The 13,489-nt window shown below is 71.0% G+C and carries 9 protein-coding genes; 6 read left to right on the top strand and 3 right to left on the bottom strand.

The window, feature by feature from the left end; genetic code table 11:
* From MET9862_RS04070 to MET9862_RS04055, 4 genes are all read left to right on the top strand, one after another.
* Positions 1-1,037, top strand: a 1,037-nt coding sequence (locus MET9862_RS04070) for a YihY/virulence factor BrkB family protein (protein ID WP_142581823.1), incomplete at its 5' end; no start/stop codon positions are given.
* 313 nt (positions 1,038-1,350) lie between these two features.
* A complete protein-coding gene (locus tag MET9862_RS04065; RefSeq protein ID WP_142581831.1) occupies positions 1,351-2,550 on the top strand; it encodes a PepSY-associated TM helix domain-containing protein in 1,200 nt (399 codons plus the stop codon).
* Positions 2,551-2,638: 88 nt separating this feature from the next.
* Positions 2,639-5,812, top strand: a complete 3,174-nt coding sequence (gene polA / locus MET9862_RS04060; RefSeq protein ID WP_142581822.1) for a DNA polymerase I — start codon at positions 2,639-2,641, stop codon at positions 5,810-5,812.
* A 151-nt stretch (positions 5,813-5,963) separates the two neighbouring features.
* Positions 5,964-7,034, top strand: a complete 1,071-nt coding sequence (locus MET9862_RS04055) for a glycosyltransferase (protein WP_185156741.1) — start codon at positions 5,964-5,966, stop codon at positions 7,032-7,034.
* A gap of 4 nt (positions 7,035-7,038) precedes the next feature.
* Here MET9862_RS04055 and MET9862_RS04050 read toward each other — a convergent pair whose 3' ends face one another.
* From MET9862_RS04050 to MET9862_RS04040, 3 genes are read right to left on the bottom strand one after another with little or no spacing between them, the layout of a single operon-like run.
* Positions 7,039-8,256 (bottom strand): glycosyltransferase, encoded by a 1,218-nt coding sequence (locus MET9862_RS04050; protein ID WP_142581820.1) that lies wholly within the window; start codon positions 8,254-8,256, stop codon positions 7,039-7,041.
* Positions 8,257-8,265: 9 nt separating this feature from the next.
* Positions 8,266-9,396, bottom strand: coding sequence for a glycosyltransferase (locus MET9862_RS04045; RefSeq protein ID WP_142581819.1), 1,131 nt, complete (start codon positions 9,394-9,396; stop codon positions 8,266-8,268).
* A 28-nt stretch (positions 9,397-9,424) separates the two neighbouring features.
* Positions 9,425-10,933, bottom strand: coding sequence for a GumC family protein (locus MET9862_RS04040; RefSeq protein ID WP_185156740.1), 1,509 nt, complete (start codon positions 10,931-10,933; stop codon positions 9,425-9,427).
* A 389-nt stretch (positions 10,934-11,322) separates the two neighbouring features.
* Between MET9862_RS04040 and MET9862_RS04035 the strand changes: the two genes are divergently transcribed.
* Together MET9862_RS04035 and MET9862_RS04030 are read left to right on the top strand one after the other, a co-directional pair.
* Positions 11,323-12,273, top strand: coding sequence for a cupin-like domain-containing protein (locus MET9862_RS04035; RefSeq protein WP_142581817.1), 951 nt, complete (start codon positions 11,323-11,325; stop codon positions 12,271-12,273).
* A gap of 10 nt (positions 12,274-12,283) precedes the next feature.
* The gene (locus MET9862_RS04030) at positions 12,284-13,450 is read left to right on the top strand and encodes a GNAT family N-acetyltransferase (RefSeq protein WP_142581816.1); all 1,167 of its coding nucleotides are present in this window, start codon (positions 12,284-12,286) and stop codon (positions 13,448-13,450) included.
* Positions 13,451-13,489 lie beyond the last annotated feature (39 nt).

Genomic DNA, 13,489 nt, shown 5'->3' with positions numbered 1-13,489 from the left:
CGCGCCCGGCCTCGGGCACGCAGGAGGCGCCGCGCGAGACCTCCGGCTCGCACGAGGGCGGCGCGGCGCGCCGGGCCGCGCGGACGGAGGCGGATCGCGGGCGGCAGGCCGAGTCCCCCTCGGAGATTCCTGCGGCGGGCTGGAAGGATATCGGCCTGCGCGTCATCCACGACGTCTCCGAGAACCGCCTCGTCACGGTCGCGGCCGGCGTGACCTTCTACGTGCTGCTCGCGATCTTCCCCGCCACCGCGGCGCTCGTCGCCTGCTACGGCCTGTTCGCCGACGTGAACGAGATCAACCGCCACCTCGCCAGCCTGCACGGGATCCTGCCGTCGGGCGCGGTCGACATCGTCGGCGATCAGGTCAAGCGCATCGCCGAGACGCGCGACGGGACCCTGGGGCTGACGGCGGTCACCGGCATCCTGCTCTCCCTGTGGAGTGCCAATGGCGGCGTGAAGAGCGTCTTCGACGCTCTGAACGTCGTCTACGAGGAGCGCGAGAAGCGCGGCTTCATCCGTCTCAACCTGATCTCGCTGACCTTCACCGTCGGGGCGCTGGTCTTCATCCTTCTGGCCTTCGGCGCCATCGTGGTGCTGCCGGTGCTGTTCCAGACGGTCGGGCTCAGCACGGATGCATGGTACGTCGCGCTGCTGCGCTGGCCGGTGCTGCTCGTCGCCGTCCTGCTCGCGCTCGCCGCGCTCTACCGCTACGGGCCGAGCCGCGACGCGCCGCGCTGGCGCTGGGTGACCTGGGGCAGTGCCCTCGCCGCCATCCTCTGGCTCGGCGGCTCGGCCCTGTTCTCGTGGTACGTCGCCCATTTCGGCACCTACAACAAGACCTACGGCTCGCTCGGTGCGGTCATCGGCTTCATGACCTGGATCTGGCTCTCGACGATCATCGTGCTGATCGGGGCCGAGGTGAACGCCGAGATGGAGCACCAGACCGCCCGCGACACCACGCGGGGCCGGCCCGAGCCTCTGGGCCGCCGCGAGGCCCGCATGGCCGACACGGTGGGGGAGGCCGTCGGCACGTCCTGAACGCGGTGCGCAGGCTCGGTGCCGGGAGGGCGCCGGCTGGAAACATTCGCATACAATGCGCGGGCCGTCGCCCTGTATCGGGCGGTCACGTTGATTGGAAACATTCGAATTTGAGCGAGATCGGCCGGTCGAATACCGCGTTCGTCTTGACCGGCAGGCCGACCGGCCGCTAGAGCCGTGCCCGATCACGCCGGATCGGGCACGGCCCAAGGTCTCTGATGTCTCGCGCTCCCTCGCGCCGAACCGACCCCCGCTTCGGCGGAGCGCGCGTCCCATCGGCCCGCCCCGCGCACGGCAGGAGCCGGTGAGCGCGATGCGTCCGAGCCTGCGCACCGTCCTGTTCCGGACCCACTGGCTGCTCGGCCTCACCGCCGGCCTCGTCCTGGCGCTGATGGGCGTCACCGGTGCCCTGATGAGCTACGAGGAGACGGTGACGGACGCGCTCAACGCGGAGCGCGCCGCCATCGTCCCGGCGGACCGGGCGCGCCTCGCGCCCGAGGCGCTGGTCACCCGGATCGAGGCCGACCACCCGGGCCTGCGCGTCGGCGGCCTGACCCTCTACGCCGATCCGACCCGGGCGGTGCGCGTGCGCTTCGCGGGCGCGGTGCCGGGCGAGCACCTGTCCTCCCACTATGCCGACCCGTATGACGGCGCGGATCGCGGGGCGGTCGCGGGCGAGGCCGCGTTCGAGACGATCCGCGAACTGCACCGCTGGCTGCTCCTGCCCGGCGGCGGACGCGGCTGGGGCCGCACGATCACCGGGATCTGCGCGATCGCGCTTCTCGTCTTCCTCGGCACGGGGCTCTACCTGCGCTGGCCGAAGCTGCACCGCTGGACGATCTGGCTTCGCCCCAGCCTCGCGCGGCCTGGGCGCCCGCGCTGGTGGTCGCTCCACGCGGTGGTCGGCACCTGGGTCATGCCGATCTACCTCGTCATCGCCCTCACGGGCCTGTGGTGGTCCTTCGAATCCTACCGGGCCGGCGCCACCTACCTGCTGACCGGAAGCTGGCCCGAGCAGCGCCCGCCGCGGACCGCCGCACAGACGGAACCCGCCCAGCCCGAGCGGGGCCGGCGCGAGGGTTCCCGCGCCGAACGCCGGCCCGTCGCCCTCGACAGGGCGTGGCAGGCCTTCGCGTCAAGGGAGGGGGCCGGCGCTGCCGTGGCCGTCGTGACCCTGCCGAGAGGCCGGGACGGCGACATCCGGATCCGCTACCTCGCCCAGGCCGACGATCCCCTGAGCGCACGCTCCGAGGCGATCTTCGATGCGGCCTCGGGAGCCCTCGTCTCCGTGTCGCGCGCGGCCGACAAGTCGCTCGGCAGGCGCATCGCCGACAACATGCTGGAGGTCCATCGCGGGCGCTTCTTCGGGGGCGCCGTCGCCCTGGTCTTCTGCCTCGCCGCGCTCGCCATGCCGCTCTTCGCGGCGACGGGGCTCACCCTCTACATCCTCCGCCGCCGCGCGGCGCGCCGACGGGCGGCGCTGCCCGTCCGAGGCGAGCCGGCCCGCGCCTGAGGACGGCGGTTCCCGCGACCGCATCGGGCGTTTCCGTCGGGCCGTTATGGCTCTAGACAGGGCCACCCGCACCGCACGCGAAGGCCCGATGAGCGCGCAGACCGAGACCCAACCGAGCGCGGACGCCGCGGACACGGAGAAGCCCGTCGGCCCCGACGATCAGGTCATCCTGGTCGATGGCTCGTCCTTCATCTTCCGGGCCTACTTCCAGTCGATCAATCAGGACCAGAAGTACAACTCGCGCCCCTCGGACGGCCTGCCCACCGGGGCCGTGCGCCTGTTCTGCACCAAGATCGCGCAGTTCCTGCAGGACGGTGCGGCGGGCACGATGCCGACCCATCTCGGCATCGTCTTCGACAAGTCGGAGGGCTCGTTCCGCAAGGAGATGTTCCCCGACTACAAGGGCCATCGTCCCGACGCGCCGGACGACCTCAAGCGGCAGATGCCGCTGATGCGCGACGCGGTGCGCGCCTTCGGCCTCCACGCGGTGGAGCTGGAGCGCTACGAGGCCGACGACCTCATCGCCACCTACACGCGGCAGGCCGAGGCGCGGGGGGCGGGCGTCATCATCGTCTCCTCCGACAAGGACCTGATGCAGCTCGTCGGGCCGCTGGTGCGCTTCTACGATTTCGAGTCCGGCGCCAAGGGCAAGCCCGGCTACCGGCCCGAGCGGAACCTCGACGTGGACGCCATCGTCGCGAAGTGGGAGGGGCTGCAGCCCGCTCAGATCGGTGACGCCCTGGCGCTCATCGGCGACACGTCGGACAACGTGCCGGGCGTGCCGGGCATCGGCCTGAAGACGGCGGCGGCGCTGATCAAGGAATACGGCAGTCTGGACGGGCTGCTGGAGCGGGCCGGCGAGATCAAGCAGCCCAAGCGCCGTGAGACGCTGCTCGCCAATATCGATCAGGCGAAGCTCTCCCGGAAGCTCGTCGCCCTGATGGAGGATGTCTCCGTCCCCGTGCCGCTCGACGCGCTGCGCGTGCCCAAGCCCGATCCGGAGCGCCTCGTCGGCTTCCTCAAGGCGATGGAGTTCAACACGCTCACGCGGCGCATCGCGCAGATGCTCCACGTCGATCCCGAGGCGGTGAAGCCCGATCCGCGACTGCTGCCCGGCGCCCGGCCGCACGGCTACGCCAATGCCGAGGGCGGCAGCGACGCGCTGCCCTTCTTCGGCGATGCCGTGCCGCCCGACCCCGAGACCCAGGCGGCCGGCGCCGAGCGGCCGCCGGGCGCGGCGCCCCCGGGATCCGGTGAGCCGGATCCGTTCGCCGAGTTCGACCTGCCCGACGCGGCCCCGAAGCCGCGCACCCCGCCCGAGCCGACGCCCGGCAATCTCGTGGCCGCGCGCGCGGCCGAGTCGGTGAAGCCGTTCGACACGGCGGCCTACGACACGGTGCTGAGCCTCGAACAGCTCGACGCCTGGATCGCCGAGGCCGAGGAGGCGGGCGTGGTGGCGGTCGATACCGAGACCGATTCCCTCGACGCGAACCATGCCGGGCTCGTCGGGGTCTCGCTGGCGGTGGCGGCCGGCCGGGCCTGCTACATCCCCCTGGCCCATGTCCGCGCGGCCAAGCCCGACCGGAACGAGGGCGACCTGTTCGGCGAGGGCGCAGCACCGAGCGACGCGGTCGAGCCGGTGCCGGAGCAGATTCCGATCCGCGAGGCCCTGGCCCGCCTGAAGCCGCTCCTCGAGAATCCCGGCGTCCTCAAGGTCGGCCAGAACCTGAAATACGACTGGGTCGTTCTCGCCCGACACGGCATCGAGGTGGCGCCCTTCGACGACACCATGCTGATCTCCTACGTGCTCGATGCCGGCAAGGGCGGGCACGGCATGGACGAGCTCGCCCGCCGCCATCTCGGCCACCAGCCGATCACCTTCTCGGACGTGGCCGGAACCGGCCGCGCCAAGGTCACCTTCGACCGGGTGGCGCTCGACAAGGCCACCGCCTACGCGGCGGAGGATGCCGACGTCACCCTGCGGCTCTGGCGGATGATGAAGCCGCGTCTCGTGGCCGAGCGGCGGGTCGCCGTCTACGAGACCCTGGAGCGTCCCCTGCTGCCGGTGATCGCCCGGATGGAGCGGGCCGGCATCCGCGTCGACCGCGACATGCTGAGCCGTCTCTCGGGCGACTTCTCGCAGATCCTGGCGCGGCTGGAGGACGAGATCCAGGAGGATGCGGGCGAGACATTCTCGGTCGGATCCCCGAAGCAGATCGGCGACATCCTGTTCGGCAAGATGGGCCTGCCCGGCGCCAAGAAGACGCCGTCCGGCCAGTGGGCCACCCCTGCGACCCTGCTCGAGGAGCTGGCCCAGGCCGGGCACCCGCTGCCGCGCAAGATCCTCGAATGGCGCCAGCTCTCGAAGCTGAAATCGACCTACACGGACGCGCTCCAGCAGCATGCCGACCGGGAGACGGCCCGCGTCCACACCTCGTTCTCGCTGGCCGCCACCACCACGGGCCGGCTCTCCTCGTCCGAGCCCAACCTGCAGAACATCCCGATCCGCACCGAGGAGGGCCGGCGCATCCGCCGCGCCTTCGTGGCGGCCGCGGGAAACCGGCTGATCTCGGCCGATTACAGCCAGGTGGAGCTGCGCATCCTGGCCCACATCGCCGACGTGCCCCAGCTCCGTCAGGCCTTCGAGGAGGGCATCGACATCCATGCGGCGACCGCCTCGGCGATGTTCGGGGTGCCGCTCGACGCGATGACGCCCGACCTGCGGCGGCGGGCCAAGACCATCAATTTCGGTATCATCTACGGCATCTCGGCCTTCGGCCTCGCCGACCGGCTCGGCATCGGCCAGCCGGAGGCCTCGGCCTTCATCAAGCAGTATTTCGAGCGCTTCCCGGGCATCCGCGCCTATATCGACGACACCAAGAAGCTCTGCCGCGACAAGGGCTACGTCACCACCCTGTTCGGCCGCGTCTGCCACTACCCGCAGATCCGCTCGAACAACCCGCAGGAGCGGGCGAGCGTGGAACGGCAGGCGATCAACGCGCCGATCCAGGGCACCGCCGCCGACATCATCCGCCGCGCCATGGTGCGGATGGAGGAGGCGCTCGCGGCCGAGAAGCTGACGGCGCGCATGCTCCTCCAGGTGCACGACGAACTCGTGTTCGAGGCGCCGGAAGACGAGATCGCGCGCGCGCTGCCGGTGATCAGGACCGTGATGGAGCAGGCGCCCGCCCCCGCCCTCGACCTCAAGGTCCCCCTCGTCGTGGAGGCTCGCGCCGCCGCGAACTGGGAAGAGGCGCACTGAGCGCCGCCGCCATGAGAGTCCGGGTTTCGAAAGGGGTCACCCCTTTCGTGGGTCCAGGGCGGAGCCCTGGGGGTTCCGATCAGGGCTCCGCCCCGATACCCCGCCAAAGGGACTTGTCCCTTTGGGATCCCCATTACTGAGGACAGCGCGCGTGACCCGACCCTTGCGCCTGCTGTTCTACACGCACGCCACGACCGGCGGGGGGGCGGAGCGCGTCTGGGCCTCGCTCGCGGCCAAGCTCGCCGCGCGCGGCCACGCCGTCACCTTCGCCTACGATCACGAGGAGAATCCGGCGCCGATCCCGGGCGTCGCGCTGCTGCATCTCGGGCGCGGCCATGCCCATGCGGTCCTTGGCCTGCGCCGGCATCTCGCCGCCGAACAACCCGACATCTCGATCTCGGCGCTCGGCGTCTCGAACCTGAAGCACGTGCTGGCCGCGATCGGCGCGGGCCGGCACCGGCACGCCCTCATCTCGTTCCACGGCCATCCGCAGAGCGAGCCCGAGCGCCTGAGCCGCCTCGGCAACCGGGCGACGCCGCTGCTCTCGCGCCTGACCGCCCGCTCGGTCTTCGTCTCCGAAGGCTTGCGCGACCACTACGTCCGCGAATGCGGAGCGGCCCGCACCCACTGCATCCACAACCCCGTCGAGATCACCGCCGCCGTGCCGGCGCGGGACGTGGGCGAACTCGCCGCGCGCGGGCCGGTGGTCCTCGCGGTGGGCCGCCTCGTGCCGGCCAAGGACTTCCCGACGCTGGTCCGCGCCTTCGCGCGGCTGCGTGCCGATGCCCGGCTTGTCATCGTCGGGGAGGGGCCGGAGCGCGGCGCGATCGAGGCCGAGATCGCCCGGCTCGGCCTCGGAGACCGCGCCCGGCTCGCCGGCCATGTGGAGCAGCCCTGGCGCTTCTACCGGGAGGCTGCCTGCTACGTCTCGTCCTCGCGGGCCGAGGCGTTCGGAAATGTCGTCGTCGAGGCGCTGGCCCACGGCCTGCCGGTGGTCGCCACCGCCTGCGACGGCCCGGCCGAGATACTGGCCGACGGGGCCCACGGCTGTCTGGTCCCGGTGGGGGACGAGGCGGCGATGGCGGAGGCGATCGCCGCAGCGCTCACCGATCCTGGGCCGCCGGGCCCCCGCACCGAGCGCGCCCGGGCCTTCGCGGCCGAGGTCGCCGTCGACCGCTACGAGGCCCTGTTCCGGGAGGTGGCCGCCGGGAACGGCGCCTGAGGCCTCAGGCGGCCACGACCTGCCGCGCGCCGGCCCGGTCGCCGCGCAGCGCGCGGTGGCGGGCGAACAGGCGGCTCATCTGGTTGGTGATGGCGTAGGGCTCGACCATCGCGGCGACGCGCTCCGGATCGATGCGGCCCGCCTTGATGCCCTCCCAGATCTCCACGAAGCCCGCGGCGAGCGCCTGCGCGGAGGCCTCGGGCTGCGTCTGCCGCTCCACCAGGGCGCCGCTCACGCCCCGCACCACCAGCGGGTCGTATTGCGGCAGGCGGATCGCGCCGAAGGGGCGCCCCGCGGCGAGCCCTTCGAGCAGGTAGCAGGGCATGCCCTCGAAGAACGAGGTGAGGATGCCGGCATGGCAGCGGGCCATGATCCGGGCGACACCCTCCGCATCCTGGAAGCCGTGCCGCACGGTGACGTCGCGGATCGCGGCGAACTCGGCGTAGCGCTCCGGGTCGGTCGCGCCGATATAGTGCAGCTCGACCCGGCCCAGGTTGCGCCGGAGTTCCGCCACCGTGCGGAACAGGAGCGGCGGGTCCTTGAACTCGTCGAGGCGGCCGGCGAACACGATCCGCAGGGTGTCGTCGGCGCAGTCGAACGGCGTCGGCCGGAACAGCCCGGTATCGACCGAGACGCTGAGCAGCTCCGCCTTCGGATGGGCGTGCGGGAACTCGGTCTTGAGGCGCTCCACGATCGCCGGGTTCACGCAGTAGATGCCGCGGGCGAGCCGGAGCGCCAGCCGCTCGCCGGAGCTGTGGATGTACCAGTAGGTCTTGATGAGGGAATCCATCCGGTCCTTCTTCGAGCCCTCGCCGTGGATCATCTGGATCGCGGGCAGGCCGAGCAGCCGCGCGAGCGGCGCGAACTCGAAGCGGTGGAGGTCGGCGGTGGCGGGGCCCGGCCCCAGCGCCCGGCGGATCGCGCCGATATGGCGGAGCGCGCCGAGCACGTAGCGGAGCGTCGTCGACTGGGTCAGGCGCTTGGCGGCCCGGTTCACCGCCTCCGGCTCGATCCGGGCGACCGGCAGGAAATCGAAGCTGCGTCCGCCGACACTGAGGCGCTGCACGGCGCCTAACGTGCAGTCCCCGCGCTCGTCGGTCCCGACGAACAGGACCGAGAAATCCTCCGGATGATGCCGCAGGATCTGCCGGATATGGGTCTCGATGCCGCCGACCTTCGCGCCGCGCGGATCCATCGTGTACATCAGCAAGAGACGGTGCATCGCGCTCGCTCAATGGCCTTGAGGGGTCTCGACGGGGAGGCGCAGCGGCGCCGGCTGGCCGCGCGCGGCACGCTCGGCCAGTGCCGCCACGAGGGCGATCACGCGACCGCGGTCGGATTCGGCGAGGCGGTTCCAGCGGTCGAGGTTGCTCGCCGCGAGGGTCACCTGCGCGGCGCGGGCCGAACGTTCCTCCGCCCAGGTCCCGATGCGCCGGGCGCTCGCCGCAGCGTCGGCCGGGTCGATCAGAAGGCCTGAGGTGCCGAGCACCTCCCGGAAGACCGTCGCGTCCGGCGCGATCACGGTGAGGCCGGCGAACTGCGCCTCCAGGAGCGGCAGGCCCAGGCCCTCGTCATGCGAGGTCGAAATCAGGGCGTCGGCGCTGCCGAGCAGGGCGCGGACCTGCGCGCGCTCTTGGTAGCCATGCAGGATCACGCCGGGCGTGGCGCGCAGGCGCTCGGCATCGGGTCCCCATCCGGCGCGGCCGACGACGTGGAGGCGCGCCTCGGGGAATCCGGTGCTGCGGAGGGCCGTGAGGATGGCGGCGGCGGCGCCGAGATTCTTGCGCGGCTCTACGGTGCCGAGCGCCACCAGATCGAGCCGGCCGGGCACCGGCACGGCTTCGGCGCGGGCGCCAGGGGCGAGATCGAAGACGTTGCGCACCCGCGGCCGGTAGAGCGTGATCTCGGCGTCCGGCCGGCAGAAGCGCTGAAGCTCGGCCCTCGTATGCTCTGAGTTCACGAGGAACCGTGGCAGCGTCCGCACCGCCCGGCGGAAAGACGGCACCATGTAGAGCTTGGCCCGCGGGTTGAGGTCGGCGGCGCGCGTCAGCAGGAACAGGTCGTGGATGTAGGGCAGGACCCGCCATCCGAGGACCGTCAGCGGCAGCGAGGGCGGGAAGCCGGGGCAGAGGATGATGGCGCGGCGGTCCATCAGGCCTGCGGCCGGCAGCCCGGCGATCTGCTGCAGCACCATCCGGTAGCGGTCGCGAGCGGTGACCGCCTCGACCGGCAGCGGCGCCAGGGCCAGCGGGGAGAACAGCTCCTGGGCGATCCGCTCCAGGCCCGTCGTGCGGCGGCCACAATGGGTCATGTCGACGAGGATGCGCCCGGCGGTCGGTTTGGCGGCGTGATCGTCTGTCATGGGGCGTCCCCAGTCTTGTCGGGAGGGATCAGAAGGCGCGGTCATGCGCCATGCGCGGCGCGCGCCAGCCCGGGCCGCCGGGGCCCTCGTGCCGGGAGCCTGTCTCGCGTAGGCTTGCCGCGCGGCTGTTGCGACGGCGCGCCGCCTGCTGCCGCAGATGGTTGAGGATGCCCGCGGCGAGGCCTGCCGCAAGCGCGCAGGCGAAGGCGATCAGCATGACGGCCCGGGTGTTGGGGCTCGCGGGCCTGGTCGCCGCGAGGGCCGGGGCGACGACGCGTGCCACCGGCGGGCTGACGCTGTCCTGGGCCACGTTGCTGCTGGCGCGCAGGAAGCGCTGGAACACTGCCTGGCTCGTCTCGACCTCGCGCTCCAGCTCGCGCAGACGAACGATCGCCTGGTTGGTCTTGGTGGCGTTGCGCTTCTGCTCCTCGATCTGCCGTTGGATCTGCGCCTCGTTTGCCTCGGTGCTCGCGAGCTCGGCGCGCTGGGCCGCCGCGAGCCGGCGCAGCTCCGCCGTGATCGAGCCGCGCAGACCGAGGAGCTGCTGGTTCACCTCTAGCAAGGCAGGATGGCGCGCACCCAAGGTCGTGGCGAGGTTGTCGCGCTGGCGCTTCACCTCGGCGTACTGGATCCGCAACTGTTGGATCAGGGCCGAGCGCAGAGCCTCCCCCGTGGCGCCCGGATCCGAGCCCGCCTGCATGGCCTGCTCGATCTGCTGGAGCCGCGCGCGGGCCTCGAAGGTTTTGAGCTGGGCGCGGGCGAGCTCGTTCGTGCCGGTCTCGAGCTGCTGCTCGTTCACCAGCCGGCCGTTGACGGTCAGGATGCGGTTCTCGACCTTGAAGGCCTCGACGCGCGCTTCGGCCTCGCGGATCTTCCCGTCGAGCTCGGCGAGGCGCGTGCGGATCCAGGTGCCTTCGGCATTCGAGGCGCGGGCCTTGGCATCGACCTGATCCTCGATGAAGGCGTCGGCGATGTCGTTGGCGAGGCGCGCCGCGGTCTCCCCATCCCGCGACCAGACGTCGAGATCGACCACGAGGGTCTTGTCGGCGCGCTTGACCACGAGCCTGTCCGCGAGCCCCGACATGGCGGTCAGGCGCTTGCCCTCCTCGCTGAGGGGCTCGGCGCGGATCCCGAGCATGCCCTTGAGGCGCTGGGTCAGACCCGGGGGCGGCACGAATTCCGGATTCTCGGCGAGGTGTTCCTTGTCGACGACGCGGCGAAGCACGGCCGCGGTCGAGATCAGGCGGATCTGGCTGTCGACCACGCTGGTGTCGATGCTCTGGCGCAGGCTGGGATCGGCGCTGAGGCTGGTTCCGCCGCGCAGGTCGAGCAGGAGGGTGGCGGTGCTGCGATAGAGCGGCTTGGCGAGGGCGAGATAGAGGCCGCCCGCCACGAGCACGCTGGCAGAGACCGAAAGGATGATGCGGGACTGATCGCGCAGGATCACGGCGAGGTCCCCCAACGTGACCGTCTCGACGGAGGACTCCGGAGAGCCTTGCGTCTCGGACGAGATCGCTGCGGGTCTGGCGAGGCTCACTCGAGGTCTCCGTTCCGGCACCGATCCGTCCCAGTCTGGGACGGATCGCTCGACTGCATCCGCTTGGTGGCATCCCTCATGCCGCGCAGCCGTGGCCTGGACTGGCTTATAGCGCATGCTTAACAATTTGATTTAAGAATAGATCTCATTTCGCGCGAATTACGAAACGGGATCCACCGGGTCGCCGGGCTATGGATATCGCGGGCTTCAAATCAGGCATCGCTCTTGCCCGATCGGGAGCTGTCAAACAACGCCGTGCTGGTGCTCGTATCGGATCGAAACAGCCTGTGCCAGCAGGATACGTTGCGTGTCTCACGTCTCGATCAGCCCGCGATGCGCGCATCGTCCGTCGATGCCGGCAGCCGACCTAGAACCAGCTTGAGGATGCCATGACCGCGACCGAAGCCCCGATCTTCACCGCCTGGGACCAGCGCGATGCCCAGCTCTGGCAGACGCAGCCCGTCCGGCTCGCCCACCGCCTGCACGAGTTGCCGCTGTTCTCGCGCGCCGGCCTCGCCGCGCTGATCGAGCGCTATCCGTCGCAGCACTACAACCTCGTCCATATGGGCCCCGCGGGCCAGCGCCGGTTCTGGCGCGAGGGCGAGATCGGGAATCTGTCCGGCGCCGAGGTGCTGACGGCGATCGAGCAGGGCCGCATCTGGATCAACCTGCGCAACGTGGCCAAGATCGATCCGGCCTATCGCGACCTCCTCAAGCAGATCTTCGTTGAGCTGCAGCAGCGGATGCCGGGCTTCAGCACCTTCAACGAGGGCATCGGAATCCTGATCTCGTCGCCGAACGCGCAGGTCTACTACCATGCCGACCTGCCGGGGCAGGCGCTCTGGCAGATCGCGGGCCGCAAGCGCCTCTATCTCTACCCGAACACCCAGCCCTTCCTGGCGCCTGAGCATCTCGAGGGGATCGCGCTGTTCGGCCACGAGATGGATGTGCCCTACGAGCCCTGGTACGACGAGTACGCCAAGGTCGTGGAGTTGCAGCCGGGCCAGATGATGCACTGGCCCCTCAACGCGCCGCATCGGATCGAGAACCTCGACTGCCTCAACGTCTCGATGACGATGGAGTACTGGACGGACGACATCCGTCGCCGCCACATCGTCAACGTGGCGAACGGCATCCTGCGCGAGGGCTTCGGCATCGCGCCGCGCAGCCGCGCCACCGCCGGCCCCGCCTTCCTTGCCAAGAAGGTGATGCAGAAGGCCCTGCGCAATCGCGACTGGAGCCCGAAGGACAAGCCGAAGCGTGGCCGCCCGCCGGTGGATTTCCGCCTCGATCCGGCCCGTCTCGGCCAGATCGTCGACCTGAAGCCCGCCGGCGCCTGAGGCCGATCCGATGTCGCTCCTCCTCGCCGCGTCCGGGAACGCCGCCGTCAGCCGCGCGACCCCGATCGCCTACGACGTCTCGGTCGCCAACGACTGGGCCGAGGTCGATCGGGTCTGGGCTCCGCTCGTCCGCACCGGAGGGGCGGCGACGCCCTTCCAGGAGCTGCCCTGGCTGGCGGCCTGGTATGCCTGCCTCGGCAGCCAGCCGGGTGTTCTGCCGCTTCTGGTGACGGTCCGCGAGCGGGGCAGCGGTCGGATCGCCGCCGCACTGCCCTTGACGCTCGCCCGATCCGGCGGCCTGCGGGTGATCGCCTTCGCTGATGATGGCATCACCGACTACAACGCGGCCATCCTCGGACCTGCGGCACCGCAGGACGCCGCGGGCTGGCGCGCACTCGCTCAAGCGGTCCGCGCGGCGTTGCCGCGCGCCGACCTCCTGCGGCTGGAGAAGCTCGCAGGTCCGACCGCGCTCTGGCCGGGCGCGCGGGACTCGACCCTGTTCGGCAACCTGATCCGGATAGGCGATTCCTACGAGACCTATCACCGCTCGAACGAGAAGACCTTCCGCAAGGAGCTGGAGCGGAGCTGGCGCGTGTTCCAGCGCCATCCCGGCGCCGCTCTGCGCCGCGTCCGCACCCGGGCAGAGGCGGATTCCTTGATGGACGCCCTCGAACGGCTTCAGCGGGAGCGCATCGCCGAGCTCGGTTTGCCCTACATCCTCGACCGCCCCGACATCGCGCGGCACTACCGCAGGCTGGTCGCCGAAGGCATCGAGCCGGGCAGCACCGTGTTGACCGCCCTGGTGGCGGGAGACGATGTGGTGGCCGCCCTGTTCGGCCTGCGTGCCGGAGAGCACTATGCCATGGTCCGCCTCGCCGTGACGGGTGACGAGACTTGGCGGAACACCTCCCCGGGCCGGCTGCTGATCGCGCAGACCATGGAGCATCTCCACGGCGAAGGCGCGCGGATCTTCGACTTCACGATCGGGGAATACGCCTATAAGCGCCGCTTCAATGTGGAGCGGGTGCCGCTGGCCACCGTCCTCGCGCCTCTCTCGGCACGCGGCGCATTGGTCTGCGCCGTCGACCGCGCCAAGCGCCTCGCCAAGCGCTCCGACCTGCTCGTGCGCTTGCGTCGCCGCCTGCGCCCGGCGCCGCAGACCGACGTGCCGTTCTGAAGGCACCCGAGGCCGAGGATCCCGAAGGCACGCTGTCCC

This window comes from Methylobacterium symbioticum, assembly GCF_902141845.1.
GTDB lineage: Bacteria > Pseudomonadota > Alphaproteobacteria > Rhizobiales > Beijerinckiaceae > Methylobacterium > Methylobacterium symbioticum.
This window is presented reverse-complemented; position numbering and strand designations above follow the sequence as displayed.

Bases quoted from the DNA above. Each gene is read 5' to 3' on its own strand.
- MET9862_RS04065 (WP_142581831.1), top strand. From the start codon at position 1,351: ATGCGTCCGAGCCTGCGCACCGTCCTGTTCCGGACCCACTGGCTGCTC.
- polA (WP_142581822.1), top strand. From the start codon at position 2,639: ATGAGCGCGCAGACCGAGACCCAACCGAGCGCGGACGCCGCGGACACG.
- MET9862_RS04050 (WP_142581820.1), bottom strand. From the start codon at position 8,256: ATGCACCGTCTCTTGCTGATGTACACGATGGATCCGCGCGGCGCGAAG.
- MET9862_RS04045 (WP_142581819.1), bottom strand. From the start codon at position 9,396: ATGACAGACGATCACGCCGCCAAACCGACCGCCGGGCGCATCCTCGTC.
- MET9862_RS04035 (WP_142581817.1), top strand. From the start codon at position 11,323: ATGACCGCGACCGAAGCCCCGATCTTCACCGCCTGGGACCAGCGCGAT.
- MET9862_RS04030 (WP_142581816.1), top strand. From the start codon at position 12,284: ATGTCGCTCCTCCTCGCCGCGTCCGGGAACGCCGCCGTCAGCCGCGCG.